This window comes from uncultured Thiodictyon sp. (assembly GCF_903946935.1).
Taxonomy (GTDB): domain Bacteria; phylum Pseudomonadota; class Gammaproteobacteria; order Chromatiales; family Chromatiaceae; genus Thiodictyon.
Map to the genome: position 1 here is coordinate 1 of NZ_CAJAXH010000214.1, position 19,920 is coordinate 19,920.

General features: G+C 64.4%; 17 protein-coding genes. 3 read left to right on the forward strand and 14 right to left on the reverse strand.

Annotation, left to right across the window (positions count from 1 at the left end; all coding sequences use genetic code 11):
* Positions 1 to 174: 174 nt before the first annotated feature.
* Positions 175 to 1,473, reverse strand: coding sequence for an ISNCY family transposase (locus QZX93_RS18020; protein ID WP_295394813.1), 1,299 nt, complete (start codon positions 1,471 to 1,473; stop codon positions 175 to 177).
* 174 nt (positions 1,474 to 1,647) lie between these two features.
* Between QZX93_RS18020 and QZX93_RS18025 the strand changes: the two genes are divergently transcribed.
* Positions 1,648 to 1,836 (forward strand): hypothetical protein, encoded by a 189-nt coding sequence (locus tag QZX93_RS18025; RefSeq protein WP_295393064.1) that lies wholly within the window; start codon positions 1,648 to 1,650, stop codon positions 1,834 to 1,836.
* A gap of 4 nt (positions 1,837 to 1,840) precedes the next feature.
* Here QZX93_RS18025 and QZX93_RS18030 read toward each other — a convergent pair whose 3' ends face one another.
* The 5 genes from QZX93_RS18030 to QZX93_RS18050 all read right to left on the reverse strand — a co-directional run bounded on the left by QZX93_RS18030 (position 1,841) and on the right by QZX93_RS18050 (position 7,732).
* On the reverse strand, positions 1,841 to 3,766 hold the full coding sequence (locus QZX93_RS18030; RefSeq protein WP_295393065.1) for an asparagine synthase-related protein: 1,926 nt from the start codon (positions 3,764 to 3,766) through the stop codon (positions 1,841 to 1,843).
* Positions 3,767 to 3,873: 107 nt separating this feature from the next.
* Positions 3,874 to 4,719 (reverse strand): sulfotransferase domain-containing protein, encoded by an 846-nt coding sequence (locus tag QZX93_RS18035; RefSeq protein ID WP_295393066.1) that lies wholly within the window; start codon positions 4,717 to 4,719, stop codon positions 3,874 to 3,876.
* Position 4,720: 1 nt separating this feature from the next.
* Complete coding sequence (locus QZX93_RS18040; protein ID WP_295393067.1) at positions 4,721 to 5,623, reverse strand: hypothetical protein; 903 nt, start codon at positions 5,621 to 5,623, stop codon at positions 4,721 to 4,723.
* Between the two features lie 58 nt (positions 5,624 to 5,681).
* Positions 5,682 to 5,963, reverse strand: a complete 282-nt coding sequence (locus tag QZX93_RS18045) for a PqqD family peptide modification chaperone (protein WP_295393068.1) — start codon at positions 5,961 to 5,963, stop codon at positions 5,682 to 5,684.
* A gap of 236 nt (positions 5,964 to 6,199) precedes the next feature.
* Positions 6,200 to 7,732, reverse strand: coding sequence for an SUMF1/EgtB/PvdO family nonheme iron enzyme (locus tag QZX93_RS18050; protein WP_295393069.1), 1,533 nt, complete (start codon positions 7,730 to 7,732; stop codon positions 6,200 to 6,202).
* Between the two features lie 98 nt (positions 7,733 to 7,830).
* Between QZX93_RS18050 and QZX93_RS18055 the strand changes: the two genes are divergently transcribed.
* A complete protein-coding gene (locus tag QZX93_RS18055; protein WP_295393070.1) occupies positions 7,831 to 9,618 on the forward strand; it encodes an ABC transporter transmembrane domain-containing protein in 1,788 nt (595 codons plus the stop codon).
* Positions 9,619 to 9,836: 218 nt separating this feature from the next.
* Here the strand turns inward: QZX93_RS18055 and QZX93_RS18060 are convergent, their stop codons facing one another.
* The 7 genes from QZX93_RS18060 to QZX93_RS18090 all read right to left on the reverse strand — a co-directional run bounded on the left by QZX93_RS18060 (position 9,837) and on the right by QZX93_RS18090 (position 19,054).
* A complete protein-coding gene (locus QZX93_RS18060) occupies positions 9,837 to 10,334 on the reverse strand; it encodes a type IV pilin protein (RefSeq protein ID WP_295393071.1) in 498 nt (165 codons plus the stop codon).
* Between the two features lie 23 nt (positions 10,335 to 10,357).
* The gene (locus QZX93_RS18065) at positions 10,358 to 15,202 is read right to left on the reverse strand and encodes a PilC/PilY family type IV pilus protein (protein WP_295393072.1); all 4,845 of its coding nucleotides are present in this window, start codon (positions 15,200 to 15,202) and stop codon (positions 10,358 to 10,360) included.
* 142 nt (positions 15,203 to 15,344) lie between these two features.
* Positions 15,345 to 15,878 (reverse strand): PilX N-terminal domain-containing pilus assembly protein, encoded by a 534-nt coding sequence (locus QZX93_RS18070; RefSeq protein WP_295393073.1) that lies wholly within the window; start codon positions 15,876 to 15,878, stop codon positions 15,345 to 15,347.
* A 6-nt stretch (positions 15,879 to 15,884) separates the two neighbouring features.
* Positions 15,885 to 16,766 carry a PilW family protein gene (locus QZX93_RS18075; RefSeq protein WP_295394817.1) on the reverse strand — a complete coding sequence of 294 codons (882 nt, stop codon included), beginning with the start codon at positions 16,764 to 16,766 and terminating at the stop codon, positions 15,885 to 15,887.
* On the reverse strand, positions 16,763 to 17,278 hold the full coding sequence (pilV, locus tag QZX93_RS18080; protein ID WP_295393074.1) for a type IV pilus modification protein PilV: 516 nt from the start codon (positions 17,276 to 17,278) through the stop codon (positions 16,763 to 16,765). Before pilV ends, QZX93_RS18075 begins: the two co-directional genes overlap by 4 nt.
* Positions 17,269 to 17,820 carry a GspH/FimT family pseudopilin gene (locus QZX93_RS18085; RefSeq protein ID WP_295393075.1) on the reverse strand — a complete coding sequence of 184 codons (552 nt, stop codon included), beginning with the start codon at positions 17,818 to 17,820 and terminating at the stop codon, positions 17,269 to 17,271. Before QZX93_RS18085 ends, pilV begins: the two co-directional genes overlap by 10 nt.
* Before the next feature lie 430 nt (positions 17,821 to 18,250).
* The gene (locus QZX93_RS18090; protein WP_295393076.1) at positions 18,251 to 19,054 is read right to left on the reverse strand and encodes a tRNA threonylcarbamoyladenosine dehydratase; all 804 of its coding nucleotides are present in this window, start codon (positions 19,052 to 19,054) and stop codon (positions 18,251 to 18,253) included.
* Between the two features lie 123 nt (positions 19,055 to 19,177).
* On the opposite strand from QZX93_RS18090, the gene QZX93_RS18095 reads away from it, so the two are divergent.
* The gene (locus QZX93_RS18095) at positions 19,178 to 19,366 is read left to right on the forward strand and encodes a hypothetical protein (protein WP_295393077.1); all 189 of its coding nucleotides are present in this window, start codon (positions 19,178 to 19,180) and stop codon (positions 19,364 to 19,366) included.
* A 35-nt stretch (positions 19,367 to 19,401) separates the two neighbouring features.
* Here QZX93_RS18095 and QZX93_RS18100 read toward each other — a convergent pair whose 3' ends face one another.
* On the reverse strand, positions 19,402 to 19,722 hold the full coding sequence (locus QZX93_RS18100; protein ID WP_295393078.1) for a DUF1840 domain-containing protein: 321 nt from the start codon (positions 19,720 to 19,722) through the stop codon (positions 19,402 to 19,404).
* Positions 19,723 to 19,920 lie beyond the last annotated feature (198 nt).

The following is a 19,920-nucleotide window of genomic DNA, read 5'->3' on the forward strand; positions in this document are numbered from 1 at the left end:
TGTCAACCCAAAGTAGAAATGTCCCCTATTCCGCAAAGTAGAGATGTCCCCTGTTGGCGGGGGCAGGGGGCGAGATGCAGGGGAGGGGCCGCCGGGTCGGCGGGCCAGACGTAGGGAGCCCGTAGGGCGACCGGAGTCTGGCCCGCCGACCCGGCGGGGCGCCACGGACCGGGGTCAGACCGCGGGGGCGGCAGGGCTTGGCGCAGCGGTCGCGGCGCCGGGGATAGCTGGGCGGCGCCACGGATGGTCGGCGCCGGGCTTGGACGTGCGGTGCTGCGTGGCGAGCGCCGCGTCGACGCGCGCGTTGAGCGTCTTGTCGTCGGCCGGTGGCGGCGGGTGCTCGCCCTTGCGATAGGTCGTGTAAGGCAGCTCCCGCCCGTCGTAGAGCAAGGTGACCTCGCCACTCGGCAGCGCGCAGACCGTCACCTTGGCCCCGCGCAGGCGATACCCTGGTCCGTCGTGGCGAACCTGGTAGAGGACGTTGCGAAATTGCAGGGCGAGGTTCTTGGACAGGACCCGCTCGTGGTGCTCGCACAGGAGCAGGTCGAGCTCACGGGGACGGTGCGCAAGTGTTCGGTGCGCGTCCTCCTCAATGCTCGGGGCCACGGCGAAGCGGCGGTTGTAGTCGGCGATAAACTCGGGCAGGAAGGCGTTGGCAGCCACCATCGCGTCGATGCCGCGCAGGCGCAACTCCTTGACCAGCCGGTCCTGCAAGGTCTGATTGGCGCGCTCCACGCGCCCCTTGGCCTGCGGGCTGTGCGCCTGGATCGCCTCAATCTCCAACCCCGCCAGCGCGCGCCCGAACTGGGTCAGCGTGTGGCCGTTGGCGGCCTCCTCGCGCGTCAGCCGGAAGATGCTGTGGCGGTCGGAGTACAGCGCCACCGGCCGCCCATGACGCTCCAGATGCGCGCGCAGCAGTTGCATGTACGCCGCCGTGGTCTCGGCGGGGAAGAACCCCAATTGCACCAGCCGCCCGGTGGCGTCGTCGATGAAGACCAGGAGCGTGCAGCGCCCGCTGCGACCCTCGAACCAGTCGTGCGGCGAGCCGTCGATCTGGATCGGCTCGCCGAAGCGACCCCGCCGCGCGCGCAGTTGGTACGCACGTGCCGCCTTGCGCCGCTTGGGTTTCCACAGCGCCAGCTCGATTTGCAGCCCGCGTACCGTCTCCACCGAGACCGCCATCCCATGCACCTCGCGCAGCTTCTCGCACGCCAGCGTGGGACCGAAGTCCGCATAGCGCTCCACCAACAGGGCGCGAATGGCTTCGCGCACCGGCTCCTTCAGCCGCCGGTTCGACGGCCGACCCACCCGCTGGCTCACCAGTGCGCCCGCCCCGTCCCGCCGGTACGCCGCCACCAGCCGCTTCACCTGCCGCGTCGTCACCCCCAACTGCTCGGCCGCCTGCCCCTGCTTCAGCCGCCCCTCCGCCACCGCCTCGACCGCCCGCAGACGGTGCAGCGCCTTCTTCGTCATCTCGATGGTCTCCTCCGGCATCACGCCCCCTCGGTTGCCCAAAGGGGACATCTCTACATTGCACGGAGGGGACATTACTACTTTGGGTTAACACTGGCGGTGAGTAATGATTGTATCCGTGAGGCGGTTTATCGTAAACTACTGATGAATTAACCAACGAGCATGAGGCCAGCTATGATCGACTCGCGTGACATTCGTCCCACCGACGGCTTGCGCCAGGACGCACCCAGCGCTACCACGCAGGGGGCGCGGAAACTCTATCTGGCACCCCATATTCGGCGGATCGAAGTGGGCGGCGGCACCCAGGCCGGAACGGGGTCGTATAACGATGCGACCAATTATCCCGATCCGGGAATCTCCTAATCACTCAAAATCTCAGCAAAAAAAGACCCACCCCCAGACCACGCAGCAGGATGGTGAGGGCCCGGCGACTGGTGTCGCGCGTCACCGCCTGCCCCAGGTCTTGATAGGCGGCGTGCATTTTGGGCAGGTCAAGCCACGCGCGCGCCAGCGGGTGAGCGGTGAGCCGCGCCAGCGCCGCGCCGACTGCCGCGCGCTCTTGGTTCAGCCGATAGCCGACATCGGCCCCCTGCAGGCCCCGCGGACCCGGGTGCAGCACGGCGTCCGGCAGGTCGCCGCTAAACCCGGCCCGGATCAGACCGCGGCCCCGGCCCTGCGCCCAAAACACCGGGTCCGGCGTCTGCCAGCAGAATTCAATCACCCGGCGATCCCGGGTCGGGTCGCGGACCTCGAGTCGATGTGCAGCGCCGTTTTCCATCCACGCGGCCCCCAAGGTGGTCGAACCGCGTCGGCCCAGGCGAAACTGGGCGAGCAGGGGATGACGGGGATCGAACAGGGTACTGAAGTCGCCGTTACAACGGGCAGCGCGCATGCGCCGCGCGAGCCTCAGGTCGGCGGCGAACGCGGGATTGATCGCAGAATACTGCCCCCAGGGCACGGCGCCGCGACGGCCGATGCGCTGCACCGCTTGCCTGGCCGGCGCCAACAGCGGACGCACGAGCCGCCGTTTAATGAGCTGTCCCGCACCCAGCGGGCTGTCACGCAATGCGGCCCGCAGGGCACCCCAGCGGCCGCCCAGCAGCGCGGGCAGCAGGCTGCCGGTACCGCTCCACGAGACCGTGGCATTGCCACCCTGACCGGTCAGCAACACCCGCACACCGTGTTGCCTGGCCTGGGCCAGGATATCCAGTATCCAGTAGGCATTGGCGACGCCATGTTGCGGCTGATCGTGGAGCTCAAGCATCCGCTCGATGGCACCCACCAGGTCGGCGCGCGGGGCGGCGATCGGGATGAACTCGATGTTGCCGATATGCTCGGCGGTCGCGCGCGCCAGCGGGCCTTCATCGCCCAGCCGGGAGGCCCACAGGGCACTGGCCGGGCCGAAGTGGGGCACCGAGGTATAGGCCACCAGCCGTTCGCCGCGCGCCGCCAGACGCGGCGCGGCGAGGGCCGCCACCGATCCGGAATCGAGCCCCGCACTGAGCATGAGTGCCACCGGCCCCGCGGCGGTGCATAGACGATCCTGCACCGCGCGACCATAAACGTCTCGAAAGGCCGATAGATAGTCCCCGCCCGGCGCCGCCGCGAATTCACTCAACCGCTCGGGATACCACCAGCGCTCGACCGCCACGCCGCCGGGGCCGGCGCACAAGGCGCAGCCGCCGGGCAGACGGCGGATGTCGGCATAGGCGGTGGAGTCGGCCCGGGCGGGGTCATGGAAGACGGTCAACAGCCGGGCCAGGTAATCGGCATCGGGCCGCTTGGGGATCGCGGGATGAACCAGCAGCGCCTTGATACTGGTCGCAAACACCAGCCGACGGGCATCGTGCCAGAAATACAGGCCGGTATTGCCCGCTGCATCGCGCCCGATCCACAGACGGCGGCGGCGCCGATCCCAGATGGCACAGACCCAGTCGCCATACAGGTGCTGCGCACACGCCTCGCCCCAGCGCCGCCAGGCCAGGGCCACCAGCCGACTATCCGGGAGTGTCGGCCACGCGGCCCGCGCCACACCCAGCTCGCGGGCCAGATTGTCGCGGTCGTCCAGCCGGATATGGCCCGCCAACACCAGGTCCGACTCGATCAGCGGCTGGCAATCCTGGGTGTCCTGCGGCCTGATGTGCAGCAGGCGCGCACCCAGGGCCAGGGGGCCCTCCTGCCAGCGCCCGCCGCCATCCGGCCCCCAGTCCGCCATGGCCCGCTCCATGGCCGCCAGCGTTGCTGGCGCGGGACTCGCCGGCGCCAGCGAGAGTTCACCGTAGAGGCCAGCCATGGGCGATGCTCCAGGATCGATTGGAATGAAACAGGTTCGCGTAGAGATCGCGCCGCGACCCGGTGGGCGCGGCTTGCCGGCATCGGCGGGGCGCCGGACGCGCGGCGTCAGGCATCGAGATAGCCGAACCGCCGCATGACCTCGGCATGATCGTCGATGATGCGTTCGACCTGCCCAGCGGTCAATTGTGTGCGCCAGTCGCCACTGCGGCCCCGACGGAAGAAGCGTTCAGTGTGCTGGGGGCGTTCGTGAAAGCCCCGCTGCGCCTCCTGCCGGGCCAGTTCACCGAAGGCGCTGAAGCGGATGGCCTTGTCGATGCGTGCAGCGTCCTGCGGCAGGCCGAGAAAGGCCGCGGCAGCGGTAAAGGTGGGCCGCGGGGCGCCCAGCATGTCCTCGAAGCGGATAATCTTCACCCGCAACCCCGGCGCCTCCACCCAACTGCGCACATGCTCCGACCAAGTGCCCAGGCACTGTTGGACCTGGGACGGCAGCGCGCGGCGCGACTTGGCCAGGGCCATGCGCGGATTCCCCATCCGGGCGATCGCCTCCTCCACGGTGCAGTGCCAGTGATTGGCGGCCGAGGGGGCGACATCCAGCGGATTGCGGATGAGATAGAGCGCGCCCAGCGTGGCCTCCCGGCTGACGAGCGGTTCGCCGTCGGCGGTCAGGGTATAGGCATCATGGATCTTGTGATAGCCGATTGCCGCGCCCTCGTCTTGCAAGGACCAGCGGTAGACCGCCGGGCGCAGGCGCTCCACCTCCTCGGGCGTCAGTTCGGCGGTATCGAAGCCGAGCACCTGGTCCAGCCAGCCCCGGGCGCTGGCGATGTTGCCGGTGCGCAGTTCATTGATATCGACCGGGGCCTCGCCATCCTCTTGCAGATTGCGCAGGAAGGCACGCAACCAAGTATTGCCCGACTTGGGATAGGAGGCGAGCCAATAGATCCCGACCATTTCAGGGATGCGCGGCGAGGTCGGCGAGGATGCGATCCACCAGTGCGTCCAGTTCGAAACCGCGCTCCGGGCGGGTGATGCGGGTGAGGTGGATACGCCCGGCGAGCTTGCCACAGAGTTGCAGATGTTCGCGCTTGAGGGCCATCCCTTCCAGAAAACGGACGCGATAGGTGTTGTTGCGCAGCGGCGTAAAGCGCTCCAGACCGTGGATGGGCTCACAGCGGGTGTCCGGCAGCGGGTGACTGCCCAGGATGTAGACCCAGCGGATCGGCAGGGGCACCCCGATCACGGGGCTCGCCAGTGGATAGTTGAACTTCGCCAGCGCTGGGCGGATGCGGCGCAACTGCGCGGTGTCGATGTGCAGCCGCTGCGCAGTGTCCTGCCACAGCTTGATGCGCGGGAAGCCCGGCAGGGCGCGACAGTCGGCATCCACTGCAATGACGTCATCGCCCAGGATCTCATAACCGCGCCGCAGGAAGCCCGCCGCCAGGGTGGACTTACCCGCACCCGAAGCCCCGACGCAGACCATACATTGCTCGCCAATGCGAATGGCGTTGCCGTGCAGCACCAGCAGACCGCGTTGGAAGAGCAGCGCCCCGAGTGCCGAGCCGAGCAGAAAGACCCGGATGCTGTCCTCGTCCACGCCGGGTTCGGGGGCGATCGTAATCAGGTTCCCATCGCTCACCAGAAACCGCGCGATCCGCGGCACCCGCAGCCAGAGCGCACGGGGGCTAACCCACAGGAAGGGGCCGCGTTGCCGGCCGTCAGTCAAACCTTCAGTGGGAACCTGACCGAGGCGAATCTGCACATCGGGTTCGCTTCGCGCGGCTGAGGCAGCGGCGGCCAACAGTTCCGGCAGGGCGAGATCGCTGACGAAGGTCAGTCCGTAGCAGGTGTAGATCATCGCTGGACGGACGGCCGTAACGCCCGCCTGACGACCAAAAGGCGTGAAGGGCGCGCTGTCATGCGAGCTGCACCAGCCCCAGGCCGATCAATTCTTGGGTAAAGTGCAGCAGGTCGCTGCGGCAGGTGGGTTCGTCAACCGCGAATTCACCACAAATGGTCACGGCGAGCTCATCCACCGTCACCGGCCGCTCCAGCAATTCCCAGATACGCGGCCCGACGCCGCTGATACCGTAATATTCGCCTTCCTCAATGCTCATCATGACCAGATCGCCATCCATGTCGGCGGCGACCAGGTCCGAGTTGCGAATGATCGGGGTGGTCGGATCAATGGTCGTCATGGGTCCACAGCTCATGGTTGGAGGTCATTACGGCGAGGCGGCGGATGCGGCGAACGCGGGTTCGATGCAACAGCACCAAGGCAACACAAGACAACCTCTTAGGGGAGCCTTGAACATGACGCCGGGCACCCCACGGGGCCCGTCGGTGCCGCAATGTGCAATCAAGGTCCCAACATCTCGACTGGATTCCATGATAACCCAGATGCGCGCGCGCGTGCAGCACGGGCGGCCCCGGCTCAGGGTGGCGCGGGGTCCATCCAGGGTTCCGCGGGAATGTGCGCGGGGCTCTGGAGATAGCGGCCGCCGGGTGGCGGCGGTGTACTGTGCGCGGGGGACTTTGCCCGTTGCCGCTGCCGGGCGCTACGCTCCTCGAGCACGCGGCGGGTCTCGGCGCTCAATTGCCCCGTCATCGCGAGCCCGGATTCGCGTTGGAACTCGCGCAATACTACCGCAAAGGCGCGGTCGAAGCGGTCCGATGCCGGATCGCAAGGGTATCCCAAGTCACTGAGTTGCTGCCGCACCCGACGCCGCTCGTCGCTCGTGAGCGCGGGTGCCGACTGGGCGCGCGCGGGAGGCGGCTCCAGGTGCAGGCGCACGGTGACCGGCGCGGCGTCCGGCAGGTCGACCGTCGCCGCGGCGGGCGTGTAGCCGGGCGTGAGCGGAGACGCCTCGATGCGATGGCTACCGTGTCGCAGACCGGTCAATTCCAGGGGCGTCCCCACCCCAAAGGAGCCCTGTAGCTCGCCATCGAGCAGCACCATCGCACGGGCATCCAGCTCGATGCGCAGGCGTGCGTCCGCCACGCTGGCCGCCGCGCTGCCCCCCGAGGTGACGACCGGGGCGGCCAGCACCACCCGCAAGCCGGTGTCGGCGCTCGTCACGTCCCCGGCCGTATCATAGGGCTGGACCTCGACCCGGGCATCCGCGCGCAGTTCGTCATCGGCGCTGTGGATGCCCCCGCCCATCAACACATCGCCCCCGACCTGACCGGGGAACTGCGTTGAGCGATAGGGGTCGTTCATGACCTCCCAGGCGTTTCCATAGAGGTCATGCAGACCCAGCGGATTGGGCAGGCGCCGGCCGATGGGGGCAATCTCGCCGTCGGCATTGCGGTTGTACCAGGCGTGGCGCGCCAGTCCCTCCGGCATGGGATAACGGCGCGCCGCAAAGGTGTCGTCTGTCACCTGCGCCCCACCCCGGGCGGCATATTCCCATTCCGTACTCAGGGGCAGCCGGACGAAGGCCGGCTGGCCGTCGACCCGCGGCAGGCAGGGTGTTGGCCCAATCGTGCAGGGCGGAATCCGCGCGGCATTGGCGTGCAACCAGCGCGAGAGTTGCGCCGCAAAATTCACCGCGTCGATGCGGCTGACGCCGACCTGGGCGGTCGCCAGCATCGCCGCTTGGGCGTTCCCGGGGGGCGGCAGCGCCGGACAGGACCGCCCGGCAGCCTGCGCGATGACCGCCCGATACTGGAGGACCGTGACCTCGTATTTGCCGATCAGCAGATAGCGTTGCCCGGCCTCGCCGGGGCCGGTCACGGGGCCGGTAAAGGGCCCGACCAGCGTGGTGCGGGGGCTGCCCGCCGGGGTCGCGACCGGCCGGAAGGCCAAGGCACCGCCGCAGGGCAGCGGCAGGATCACGTCGTCGGGCAGTGGGCGGGGGTTGTAAGACCCCGGCGGCCAGGGCGACGGAGCGGCCACCGCACCCACCGCGGCGAGCACAAGTGCGGCCCCGAGAACGGGGCCGCACCTGGTCGCCGGACGCGACATGCTGGGCGTGTCGGTGAACACTGTCGTTGAACACGGTCCTTGAACCTGAGAGATCAGGCACTTATTTTAGAACTTATTCTGACGCCCAGTGGAACCCCATGCGCCCTGCCCCGCCCCTGCCCCAACGCCCCACCACCCGCAACCTGGGCCCGCTGCTGCGGCTCTTGAGCTTCGTCCGACCCTATCGGGGGCGCGTCCTGTTGGCCGCCCTCGCCCTGCTGGTGGCCGCCGCCGCGGTACTCGCCTTCGGGCAGGTGATTCGGGAGGTGGTGGACCATGGACTCAAGACCGGATCGGCGGACGCCCTCAACCGTTCACTCGTGTTCTTTCTCGCCGTAGTGCTGGCGATGGCCGCGGCCATCCTGGTGCGCTCCTACCTGCTCGCGTGGATCGGCGAGCGGGTCATCGCCGACGTGCGCACGGCGGTCTTTACCCGGGTCTTGAGCCTGGACGTGGGCTTCTTCGAGACCACCCGCACCGGCGAGGTCATCTCGCGTCTGACCTCCGACACCACACTGTTACAAACGGTGGTTGGCTCCACCCTGGCGATGGCGCTGCGCACCTCGCTCCTGGTGCTCGGCGGTCTGATCATGCTGGCCCTGACCAGTCCGCATCTCACCGGCCTGGTGCTGCTCGGGGTGCCGGTGGTGGTCCTGCCGCTGTGGCTGATCGGTTACCGCCTGCGGCGCCTGGCGCGCGCCAGTCAGGACCGCATCGCCGATGTCGGTGCCTATGTGGATGAGTCGATGCATGCCATCCGCACCGTGCAGTCCTTCTGCCACGAGGCGATCGACCGGGCGCGCTACGGTGAACGGGTGGAGTCGGCCTTCGAGACCGCCCGGCGGCGTGCCGGCCTGAGCGCCGCCCTGAGCGCCATCGCCACCGCGCTCACCTTCGGTGCCATCGGCGCGGTGCTGTGGGTCGGCGGCCGGGAGGTGCTGGCGGGACGCCTGAGCGGCGGCGAACTCTCCGCCTTCCTCTTCTATGCCGTGCTGGTGGCCAGCTCAGTGGGCAGCCTGAGCGAGTTGGTGGGTGAACTGTTGCGCGGCGCCGGGGCGAGCGAGCGGTTGATGGAACTGCTCGCCACCCAGTCGCAGATCCGTCCGCCCGCCGAGCCGCGGCCCCTGCCGAGCCCGGTGCGGGGACAAATCGACTTTGTGGACCTGGGGTTCGCCTATCCGGCCCATCCGGACCTGCCGGTGCTCCGGGACCTGCGGGTAACCATCGAACCTGGGGCCAAGGTCGCGCTGGTCGGTCCCTCGGGTGCCGGCAAGACCACCCTGTTTCAACTCCTGCTGCGTTTCTATGACCCGCAACAGGGCGCCATCCAGTTCGATGGGGTCGATCTGCGCGAGCTCGACCCGCAGCGCCTGCGCGGGCAGATCGCCGTCGTCCCCCAGGACCCGACGATCTTCGGCGCGGATGCCTGGGAGAACATCCGCTATGGCCTCACCGGCGTCCCGGATGCCGCGGTACGCCGCGCCGCCGACGCGGCACATGCAAGCGAGTTCCTGGACCGACTGCCGAACGGCTTCGACACCTTCCTGGGCGAGCGCGGGGTGCGGCTCTCAGGCGGCCAGCGCCAGCGCATCGCCATCGCGCGGGCGATCCTGCGCGACCCGGCCCTGCTGTTGCTGGATGAGGCGACCAGCGCGCTCGACGCCGAGAGCGAGCGGTTAGTCCAACTCGCACTGGAGGAGTTGATGAAAGGGCGCACCAGCATCGTCATCGCCCACCGCCTGGCGACCGTGCGCAAGGTCGACCGCATCCTGGTTATGGAGCACGGACGCCTGGTGGCCGACGGCACCCACGAGGCGCTGATGGGCCAGGGGGGGCTCTATGCGCGGCTCGCCTCGCTCCAGTTTCGCGACCAGGTAGGGGAATGAGGACTGCGCCGGCCACAACGATGGGCCTAAACAGCGCCGTTCTCACACGGAGACACAAAGATCACAAAGGCGTTCTGTGAGCGGTTTCCGGATTCAGACGTAGCCCGGATGGAGCGGCGGAATCCGGGTGCAGACTCGCAGAGGCACAAGATATCGGCCATTTGCGGCGGCGCCCTGGATTCCGCTGCGCTCCATCCAGGCTACAACGGCCGCGAGGTTCAGCGCTGCCAGCAGGTCGCTACGTCGCCGCTCGCCCCCTGAATCCCTGCCTGATCCAGTGTCAGGGTGCCACAGGCATCGCCGGTCATGGTTCCGGTCGGCACCGCGGACAGGGTGAAGCAGTGCCCCAAGGTGCAGGGCGCTTCGTCTGAATAGGCGACGGTGATAGTGTACTTGGCCGCGCCGCGCTCGGGCGATTGCTCGCGAGGGAGGCTCACGCAACCTGATCCGGGTGGGGTGCAGGCCGTCGTGCAGTTGGCATCCGTGCGATGGTAGCAATTGTTCACCGTATAGTTGCGCTCCAGAAATTGCGCATCCTCCAGCAGCGCCCCCTTGACCTCGGCACGGCTGCCGCGCCGCACCTGAGCGACATAGGAGGGATAGGCCACTGCCGCCAGGATGGCGACAATGACCAGAGTGACCATCAGCTCGACGAGGGTGAAACCCACCAACCCCGCACCCGGTGAGTGCCGCCCGGCGCTTTTGTTACAGTGCATCATCTTCACCACCCTGCCATTGTCTATCGGAGGATTTCCCGCCAATTCAAGCGCCCGGTATTGCCGAAACCGAAGTTGATCAGGGTCGAAACCAAGCGTCCATTGACCAATGACGAGACGCTCACACCGGTCCCGGCCCCGGGCGCGCCAGTGATCAGGGTGCTGCCGCCCAAGGCCGCGCCGACCTGGTATCCCGCTACGGGCTTGTCTTTTGAGTCGATCATACCATCGCCATTCGTATCGAATATATTGAAACTTGGCTGGCCACCGCTTTTCCAATCCAAGACCATAAGAAAACCAGTCCCGCCAGCGTCACAAGACTTTGTCCCAGCAGCGGCTGTCGAAGGAATCAAGGTGTTGAAAAAAATGAGGTTCCGAACCCGCTTCGGGATCCCCGTATTACGTTCTCCCGGCTTGATCATTGGAATAGAGGTCATGTTCATTAGGTCCAGATACCAACCCAGATGCGTTGCCGTGCAGGTACCCGTACAGTTTGCATCCGCACCCGTCGCTGCGGTGCGCCAGTTGATCGGGTTCGTGCTGACGATGCGGTATGCCGTCAATGACGCCGCTGCGGTCCCTGCGGTCACTGTTTGCTTAAGTAGATCCTGCCCACGCGACCGCCCCCCCACCGCCACCCGCGTTGCGCCATCGTGCCTGTCCCAAATACCATACAGCGTTTGTACCGCCGTACTAAGATTATCGGTCGTTTCGAGATACTTGCCGGTACCGATAAAGAGCATCTGTCCACCAAGGTCATGGAAGATCACCTCGGGCGGTGCCACGATGGGCTGGCGACTACCGGTGGGACCCTGAGCAACAAACAGTGGTGCGCCGGAGAAAGCGACTTTCGCGGTCGCTGTATCCGTCACGCTGACATCGCTCGCATTAGGCCCGATCAGGAATTTCCACAGGTTGCCTTGCAGATCGCCGGCATAGACGGTATCGGCATAACCGTCGCCGTCGCTGTCGATCGGGACTGGAGTGGAGAGGCCATTATCGACCGCCGTCATCGCGGCAGCAGCGGTAATCTTGACAAAGCCATCGGAACTCAGATGCCCGTCGCTGCCTGCTCCAATGAATGCGACATAGAGTACAGCGCCGCCTCCCGTGCGGTAACCGTTGCCCAGAACCACCGCCCACCTGCTGCTGGTACATGACGATGCCGTACCGGCGGTGCAGACCCGTACAATCTGCTTTGCCTGCCTGCTGTCTGCGGTGCTCGGGGACAAGTTAAAAACGTTGCCCATATCGCTATCATCCGCGTCGCCGAACTCCCATAGCAAGAGGTTTGCTGCGCTACCTTCGCTGAAGGTGGCCGGGTCTGAGATATCTAGGGCATAATAGCCCTTACCCCCGCCACCGAGGGAGCCGACCAACACCGTGCGCCAGTCGCCGGTCCCCATATCGGCATCCGCCACCATGGGCGACCCATCGACAAAGTACCGGTGATTCTTGTTGTAGCTCTGCGCCGCGAGGTACGAGACATTCGGACAATAGGTGGTAGGCGGAGATGCTGTGAGGTTTGTACATAAGGGATCAAGGGAAGTTGACGTCGTCACCACTCGCGGAAAGACCGCGGAAGGAACATAGGCCAATATCTCATTGCCCGCGGTGCTCGTGGGCTGGCCCGCCATGGTCAACGAGGCATCAAAGCCATGCAACATGCCGTCATTCCCACCCACATAGACCACCGGCTTACGGTTAAGCTTCCCCTTGCGGAAAATCGTATAAGACGCGTCCGCGAAGCCCGCCTGCGGCGCGCCCACATACCAGGGGCTGGAGTCGATGATGTCTCCCAACTTAAAATGGACACCCTTGGCCAAACGCTGGCGAAACTTGGTCGCCGTGCAGGTCCCGTTGGTAAAGATGCCGCTGATGCCCTCCCGGTCGGCGCTACCCCGCAGGAAGTCGACCCGATCCGCACCACAGTGATCCGTGACCCCTGCCGCGTTTCTATCGAACGACGCCTGCTGGTCCGTCGACAGACTTGAATAGATGAAGGGCACGCCTTCCGTGCTTCCCCGGGTGATGATTGTCCGGTCGCCCGGCTGCTGCGCGTTCATCTTATCACCCGCATCCCATTCGGGCATCATCGTCAATACGCCATTGGTATCAATCCGGTAAGACAGCAATTGGCCACTCCAGTCTGCACTGGAAAACTTCGCCTGAAAGATTCGGCTATTGATCTGAAGATTTGTCGAGTTGGTGGCGACCGCAGCGGCCGATGCGTCCGGTTGGGACGCCGCATCGAAGATGCTCGACAGGGCCGCGGCCAGCAGCGCCGGATTGCGTATCTCGTAATAGTTGTCAGGGATGCCATTCCCGTCCGCATCCCATTCCGATGTCACATTAGGAGCCGGGATTCCGATGGTCGGCGTGGACTCGGTGAACCCGCCGTACTTGGCCGCGTACCAGAGGGGACTCTTCAGGAGGCTGGCGCTGGATGTCCCTTGGGTGAAGGTGGTCACATCCGGGCTCGTCGCGCTGGCTGGTAATTTATCTCCGACGTTGAAATTCGCACCGCCCGGCCTCAGGATGGGATAAGAAGGTCCGTCGTTACTACTCCCCGAGACGGTATAACCAAAGGTGAGTGCGTGGCCCGCGTTTGCTTGTATCGCGCAGGTTACAATCTTGATTTCAGCGCTTGCAACATTCGTCCAGGGACCGATCGTGGCATACGCCTCGCTATTGGAATTATTCACATCATGGATCGGGCACAGCATCTTGAAGGTACCGCAAGCCGTCCCGACGCAATAGCCGAGTCGTTGGATGCCGTCCATATCATAGTCGTTACCCCAGGTGGAGTCCTCCCAAGTGATCGTATAGCACTGGGCGCTGGCACCATTGCCGCTGCAGGTCTTGGTCTTTGCTGTGGTGTCAGTGCCCACGTCGGCTTGGGCCACGTTGGTATCGACGATAAGATTGGTCATCGAGCAGTTACGCCAGCCGGTCGCGCTGGTGGTCCAAGCGCCGGTACCCCCGCTGCTGTTCGCTTGGCAGGCCGGCAGCAGGGTTACCTTGCCAGTACCGACGGTCGGGCTGAAACTCGGCAGCGACTCCGCCAGTTGCAGCACATAGGTATTGAGCGGCTGGCGCAGCGCCCAGTCCTTATTGATCGGATTGCTGCCGCCCCAGCGGGCCTCGCGATTCGTCAGATAGGCATGACGCAGGTCGATCGTCTTGGGTGCGTAGGCCAGGCCGGCGATGGCATAGCCCCCTTCAAGGCTCGGGACCTCAGGACAGATACCCTTGGCATGGGCCAGGTCGGTGACCGTTTTGGCGGTACATTGGTTATTTGCATCGGCGCCAGTCCCATCGATCAGATCGCCGATCAAATAGCTCTTGCCATTGAGATTCTCATGGGTTGCATCGCCCACGGTCACGGTGAGGGCCGCCGCATCGATCGCCGTCCCGCCGTTCGGCGTGAAGCTGGCGAGTTCGTCGGTATCGAATGAATTGAGCCCAGTGGATAAGACCACGATACTGGACAGACCACACCACTCATTCGTCGGGAGCGGATCGGTCCAGGTTACTTGTGGAATTTCAATGATTTTGGTCGGACTGATATCGCTGACATTGAAGGCCGATGTGGCGCCAGCGTTAGCAAAGTAGCGCAACGCCTCGAGATACATCTCACCCAAGGGATTTCCCCAATCGACGCAATGGCCATTGGTGAAACTCAAGATCCCGGGGCTGTTGCAGGAATACTGATGAGAGCCGTTTCGTCCCGCTGAGGTATATTGAAACCCTGCAATATGCAGTCGATTCAAAGTATTGATAATACCTGCATCAGCATTTGATTGATTGATGAACTGGCCGGTACAGACATCGATTTCGTCGTTCGCATTATTGTCGCCGCAGACATCGCTACTGGTGATGGAAGTATTATTGTTGTTGGTGAGATGCAGAACATTCTTGCGCAACACCCCGCCGGATTTATTAGCGGCGTAACTGCCGGTCATGAGGCCGAAGAGGGTTCGCCGATCCGCATCGACATCGCCGTATTTTTGCAACAAACCGGTGGGCTTGAGTATTTGTACCGCCGTGGTCGGGTGGGTGTAGGGCTTGCAGTTGCTTTCCAATTTATCGGTGACACACACCTGTACCCGAGCGTTATAGGTAGCCAATAGCACAGTGGGTTGCGTGCTGTTACCGATGTTTACCGCACATTGGGTCACCTCCGATGCATCCCATTGCGGCCAAGTACCCGACGCCACCTTGATCAGCGGGCTCGCCAGAGGAAAGGCCATCTGCCCTGTCAAGGTGGTGCTAGTGGTGTCGGTGACATTGCACAAGGAGATGGAAGTTTGCCCGCTCCTACCGGTGAGCGATTGGATGGACGGCATCGTACCTGTCGGGGTATAGACTTTGACGAATGCATGGACATCCACGGGCAGAAATTGGCGCTCCAGCACCGTCTCGTAACCGGTACCCACAGTATCGGTCGAGCGATAGCCGCCATACAGCGTCTTGCGTAGCAGGTCCATGCGCGTCATGCTGGCCCAGTTGAGAAAATTGCCGCTCCATGTGCTACCGCCGCATTTGTGAGTTCTGGTGGCTACTGCCTCAGCGGGTTCAAATCGCTTTTTTCCAGTGCCATCGTTATAGGTATAGCACCTGCCGAAATCAAAATAGCCATTATAGTCAATTGCATCGTTGTAGGTGCTGTCCGCGACTACATCCCCCGTCAGGTTGGTATAGTCCGTAAATGCCTTCATCGACAGTTGGTGATCGCGCGAGATCAGGAGCAGGATGCGTGGGTCCACCGACGCGTTGATCAGCGGGCCTTGCGAAAGGTTCAGAGCGAGGGTCGGCATCGACCACGCTCCCAACAACAAGACCGGCAGGATGCATTTGACGTTCATGTTTTCGCCTTCGATAATCGGCAGTGCTTGTATCTACCCGGGGTCTGGCAGTGCTTGTATCTACCTGGGGTCTTCGTCATGAATTACGGCGGGTTGGTCGGCAACGCCATGATGCAATTGGAGACCGGATCGATCCACCGCGTTAGCCGGTTGGTTTGAATACTTCCTCCATCATCACTTGCGTGCCGGGGCTGGCGCCGCGGGCAAGCACTGTGATGCGATAATAGGTGTCGGAGTTTTTTGTAAAGCATTCGATCAGATAGCGCGGCTGGGCCAAGACTCCCGGAATAGCCGTCGCATTCGTAAATCGTCCGTAAGGTACGCTCGGCGCCACTGTTGGCGAAGTGAGGTAACTATAGTTCGCTGTTGCGCTGTTACATTGACCGTCATCGCTGGTGTCGCTCGTGTCGCCTCCGCAAGCGGCCGTAAATCCACTACAACCGGAAATGGCACGCGCCGATCCGGGTACTGAATTCATCAGGTCTCGCTCCGCATCGCGCAGGCCCATTTCCGCGGCGCGCAGGGCGATGTCGCGGTCGCGCAGGTTGCCGGCCATGCGCTCTTCGAGCGAGCCCATACGCGCGGCGGACACCGCCATGAGCGTCATCATGACCAATAGGATCAGGGTCGTGATCAGGGCGATGCCGCGCTGACGAGGCGACTGTGAGCTGTGCATGGTCGTTCAGTCAGGTGTGCTGGAAATGCGGTTGCGCAGGGCGAAGGTCGCGACAAAGGCGCGGCGCTGGCGCGTGTCGGTCGCGGTCGTATAGCGGGCTGCACCGGTGGCGGTACCCAAGGCGCCGTCACAATTGAAATAGGTCTGGGGCGACGACACACTGCCTTGCCTTTCTGTTGCCGATTCCGAATCCGAACGGACCAGTACGCACACCCGCGCGGTGACGACCTTGCTCCAGTTGGCAGGGGTCGCCGAATAGCTGTCCACGGACTGGTTGCCGCTGGTATCGCTACCGTAGAGTATCCGTAAATCCTCGATGTTATCAAGCAAAATGTTATCGTTCGTCGCCGCGGCAGCGGTTGGGCAGGCGGTGGGGGGAGTCGGTGGGGTCGCGGCTTGGACGGCATTGCAGCGCAGGGAGAAGGTCCCGGTCGTCGCGTCCACGCCGATAAAGAAGGTCTGCTGGACGATTTGACCGGTAATCGCTTGCGCCTGACAATCCAGCTCGCCGGCAATGCCCTGATATTGAATAGCAAAAGCCATCGTCGGAGCGGCCGGGCAGGCGCTGCTGACAGTCGTGATCGGCGTCCCGGTAAAGGCGGTCGCGACGGTGCCCGAACCGAATGGGATGTTGATATAGCCGGCCTGACGCAGGTTGCGGCCGATCAGGTCCAGGGCATAGCGCCCGGTCTCCTGAATGCGCGCGGCATCTTGCGCCGTGCGGGAGGACTGGTTGCTGGCGAAGAAGACGGCGCCGACGGCGGCGATCAGCACCAAGCTGATGCCGAGTGAGATCATGAGCTCGATCAGCGTCACGCCGCGCTGTCGCTCGATCGCGAACTGGGTGGACCGGACCTTGGCGATGGAGATTGGACGCTGGGTGTTCATGGGGTAAAGCGGGTGACAAAGCATCGCGTATTCGGCGCGGTGCCGCTCGGGCAATTGGTGTCGGACGAGGCAGAACCCTGATCGTTCATCCCCTTTTCGTGCCACATCATCGTCACGACGAAAATGCGACCTGAACCGCCGATAGCGGCACTGACAGTCCCCGTGCCGCCTGGCAAGACGGCGGCGGTGGCCTGCAACCATTGATAGTGGTCGGTCTGCGCCATTTGGGCGACCGAACAACTGGAGGCAACGCAGCCCGGGTCGGCCGGGGGGGTCGCGGTCAGGTTGTCATAATTGCCCGCATTGGCTCCGACCAGATTGGCCGCGATCCGGTCGGCAATGTTGTAGGCCTGTTGGACGGCGATGGTCCGATAGAAGCTGCCATGGCTGTTGGCCAGACTGCGGGCCTGTAATCCGGCCAACCCCAGCAGGCCGATGGCGAGCAGGACCATGGTCACCAGCACCTCGATCAGACTGAAGCCGTGCGGGCGCGCCGTGGATGTCATGGACATGCGAGGCCAGATGCCAAGGGGCCGGTCTTCACGCGCCCCAATGCCGAGAGGACAATCCCCCGGGCCTTGGTCGCGCCCCGCGTATCGCACAGGCGTAAGGTATCGTTATTGCCCGTGCCAATAAAGCCAGTGCTTTGGAACGTGAATTTTGCCTTCGTCGCCTGCAACGTATTGCTCGGCAGGGCGGGATGGACCTGCAAGATCAGGTCGGAAGCGTCCACTGAGCCGTTTTTTCCGGGGTCGGTAAAGACCAGCCATCCCTTATCCCAGTCGGTGCTGTCAGCACAGGTGGTATCCGTCGCCCGGCCGCAGACGGTCACTGGGACACCACGCTTGACCGCCTCGCTCTTGGCATAGGTCAGGGCCAGGACTAAGTCATTGGCGAGCGCGGTGCGGCGACCATTGAACGCCAGCGCCTGAAACGACGGCGCGGCCAGCATGAGCAGGATGGCTGCAATGCTGAGGGTAAGCAATAATTCGACCAGGGTGAAACCCCCGGCCCTGTCTATGCGAATCATCAATGCGTACTCTTTAAACTCCAAGCCCGCTTGTTAGTCCTCTCCGACCGACCGTCCGTCCGGCAGTGTCGGGAAAAATAGCCTGCGTCCAAGAAGCTCTTCGGAGTTTTCGCCCCATCCGTGGTGCGCTATCGTTGTGGGTTTGCCGCAGTGAAGAATACTTCTGTTTGGCGAGATACGCAATCAGATTATTGTTAAGCGACTCTCAATATCGCTAAGTTCCTTCCGCATGGCTTAGGCAGTTAGCTTTTCCAGCCTCACAGGCAATGACAACATGCCGTAACAATACTGTCATCTCCGGCCAATCATCCCTGCGACGTAAAGCGCTGCGACTCTGGGGGCGCCGCACCCAAGTCACGGCCCGGCCCGGCCCCGCAGTAAACCGCAACGCGGCAATGACTTGCGAGGTTTCCCGCACTGGGGCGCGGCGCTCCCGGGCGGTCTGAAGGCCAACCTAAACGCCCCAGCGGCCGCAGCGCACAATCTCCAACGCCTGCGCCGCCAGCACCATCCCGAAGCTGGCCGTGACGGTGACGCATGAGCCGTAGCCATGGCAGTTGAGGCTGCCGTCCGCCGCGCAGCCACCGGCCGCAGGGGGGGCGACCGGCTCGCGCGAGAACACGCAACGCACGCCGATGTGTCCGGTGCGCGGCGCCCCGAGCTTGCGCAACCGCTGACGCAGCGCCGCCAGCAGCGGGTCGTGGGTGACCAGCGCCAGGTCATCGACCGTCACACACTGCGGCGCCGACTTACCCCCCGCCGCCCCAGCGCAGACCAGCGGGTGGCCGCCGAGCAAGGCCCACTGCGCCATGGCGAGCTTGGCCTGCCCCTGGTCGCAGGCGTCGATCACCACATTCACCGGACCGGGCAGCAGCGCCGGCCAGTTGTCGGCCTCGACAAAGGCCTCCACCGCCGTCACCTCGCAGTCGGGATGGATATCGGCGATGCGCCGGCGTAGCGCCTGCACCTTGGCCGCGCCTAGGGTGCTGCCAAGGGCCTGGACCTGGCGGTTGATATTGGACTCGGCCACATGATCCAGGTCGATCAGCACCAGCGCGTCCACCCCCGAGCGCGCCAGCGCCTCCGCCGCCCAAGACCCGACGCCGCCCACCCCGACGACGGCGATGCAGGCGGCGCGCACCCGGTCATAGGCCGCCTCGCCCCAGAGACGACGCAGACCGCCGAAGCGCCGCTCGGCGTCCGACGAGGGCGGCACGCCATCGATCGGAAGGGAGGGCAGGATAGGCTCAATGGTCATGTCGGACTGTGACGCGGTCTTGATTTCTTGTCATCTTGTGACGCTCGATGCCCCCCTTTGGCCTATGATTCACGAACGCGGGGGCCAGTCCCCCGGCCCAAAGCAACTTAACGAGAGAGGGATATGACGATGATCAAAATACAGACGTCGACAGCGATTCGCACCAGTGCGGAGATCCGCGGTTTCCGCTCGCTCAAACACCCGGTCGGGCCGCGCCTGCGGGCGCTGGACTGGGGCCGCATGATGCAGGGATGCGCGCAGCGGATGGCACGGGCGGACCATAAGGCCTGGCGCGCCAGCCAGGGCCGCTGATAGGTCACCCGGCGGCCGGGTGACCTTGGGGGCCGTTATGGACTGCCCCACATGACATTTTCCCCCGCCGCCGCCGCAGCCTCCAGTAGATCGATCAGCGGCAGTGTACGGTGGGCCAGGCTCACATGCTGGCCCTCCCCGTCGTCCTTGGTCCCGGGGGTGGGCGCGGGATCGAGCGGTTCGTCCGCGTGCTCGGAGACGGCGGCGCGCAGGCGTTGCAGTGCCTCCGGCACGTCCGCCGCCAGAATGGCGCCGGGGACGGTGCCGCTCTGGCCCATGAGCTTGAGCAGGCTGACCGCCACCTCGCCAAACATGGTGATATTGGCGTGGGCCTGGGTCTCGAAGGTGACCAACATAGGAGTCTCCCTAAGGTGTGTCGCGGCCGATGCGACCGCCTACCCACTCTAGCAAAATCGCGCCGCCGGCGGCCGGCCATGTCAGCAATGCCGCAGCACTGATCGATCGGGCATGCGCCCAAGCCCCGCAACGACTCATGCCAAGGCGCCAAGCTCGCCAAGGAATACAATAGGCTAGACCCAGTATCCAGATAACCC

Excerpts from the sequence above, each read along its gene's own strand:
- QZX93_RS18100 (WP_295393078.1), bottom strand. The coding sequence starts at position 19,722 with ATGTTGGTCACCTTCGAGACCCAGGCCCACGCCAATATCACCATGTTT.
- QZX93_RS18075 (WP_295394817.1), bottom strand. The coding sequence starts at position 16,766 with ATGAACACCCAGCGTCCAATCTCCATCGCCAAGGTCCGGTCCACCCAG.
- QZX93_RS18050 (WP_295393069.1), bottom strand. The coding sequence starts at position 7,732 with ATGTCGCGTCCGGCGACCAGGTGCGGCCCCGTTCTCGGGGCCGCACTT.
- QZX93_RS18030 (WP_295393065.1), bottom strand. The coding sequence starts at position 3,766 with ATGGCTGGCCTCTACGGTGAACTCTCGCTGGCGCCGGCGAGTCCCGCG.
- QZX93_RS18060 (WP_295393071.1), bottom strand. The coding sequence starts at position 10,334 with ATGCACTGTAACAAAAGCGCCGGGCGGCACTCACCGGGTGCGGGGTTG.
- QZX93_RS18070 (WP_295393073.1), bottom strand. The coding sequence starts at position 15,878 with ATGCACAGCTCACAGTCGCCTCGTCAGCGCGGCATCGCCCTGATCACG.
- QZX93_RS18055 (WP_295393070.1), top strand. The coding sequence starts at position 7,831 with ATGCGCCCTGCCCCGCCCCTGCCCCAACGCCCCACCACCCGCAACCTG.
- QZX93_RS18065 (WP_295393072.1), bottom strand. The coding sequence starts at position 15,202 with ATGAACGTCAAATGCATCCTGCCGGTCTTGTTGTTGGGAGCGTGGTCG.
- QZX93_RS18035 (WP_295393066.1), bottom strand. The coding sequence starts at position 4,719 with ATGGTCGGGATCTATTGGCTCGCCTCCTATCCCAAGTCGGGCAATACT.
- QZX93_RS18025 (WP_295393064.1), top strand. The coding sequence starts at position 1,648 with ATGATCGACTCGCGTGACATTCGTCCCACCGACGGCTTGCGCCAGGAC.
- QZX93_RS18095 (WP_295393077.1), top strand. The coding sequence starts at position 19,178 with ATGACGATGATCAAAATACAGACGTCGACAGCGATTCGCACCAGTGCG.
- QZX93_RS18020 (WP_295394813.1), bottom strand. The coding sequence starts at position 1,473 with ATGACGAAGAAGGCGCTGCACCGTCTGCGGGCGGTCGAGGCGGTGGCG.
- pilV (WP_295393074.1), bottom strand. The coding sequence starts at position 17,278 with ATGTCCATGACATCCACGGCGCGCCCGCACGGCTTCAGTCTGATCGAG.
- QZX93_RS18090 (WP_295393076.1), bottom strand. The coding sequence starts at position 19,054 with ATGACCATTGAGCCTATCCTGCCCTCCCTTCCGATCGATGGCGTGCCG.
- QZX93_RS18040 (WP_295393067.1), bottom strand. The coding sequence starts at position 5,623 with ATGATCTACACCTGCTACGGACTGACCTTCGTCAGCGATCTCGCCCTG.
- QZX93_RS18045 (WP_295393068.1), bottom strand. The coding sequence starts at position 5,963 with ATGACGACCATTGATCCGACCACCCCGATCATTCGCAACTCGGACCTG.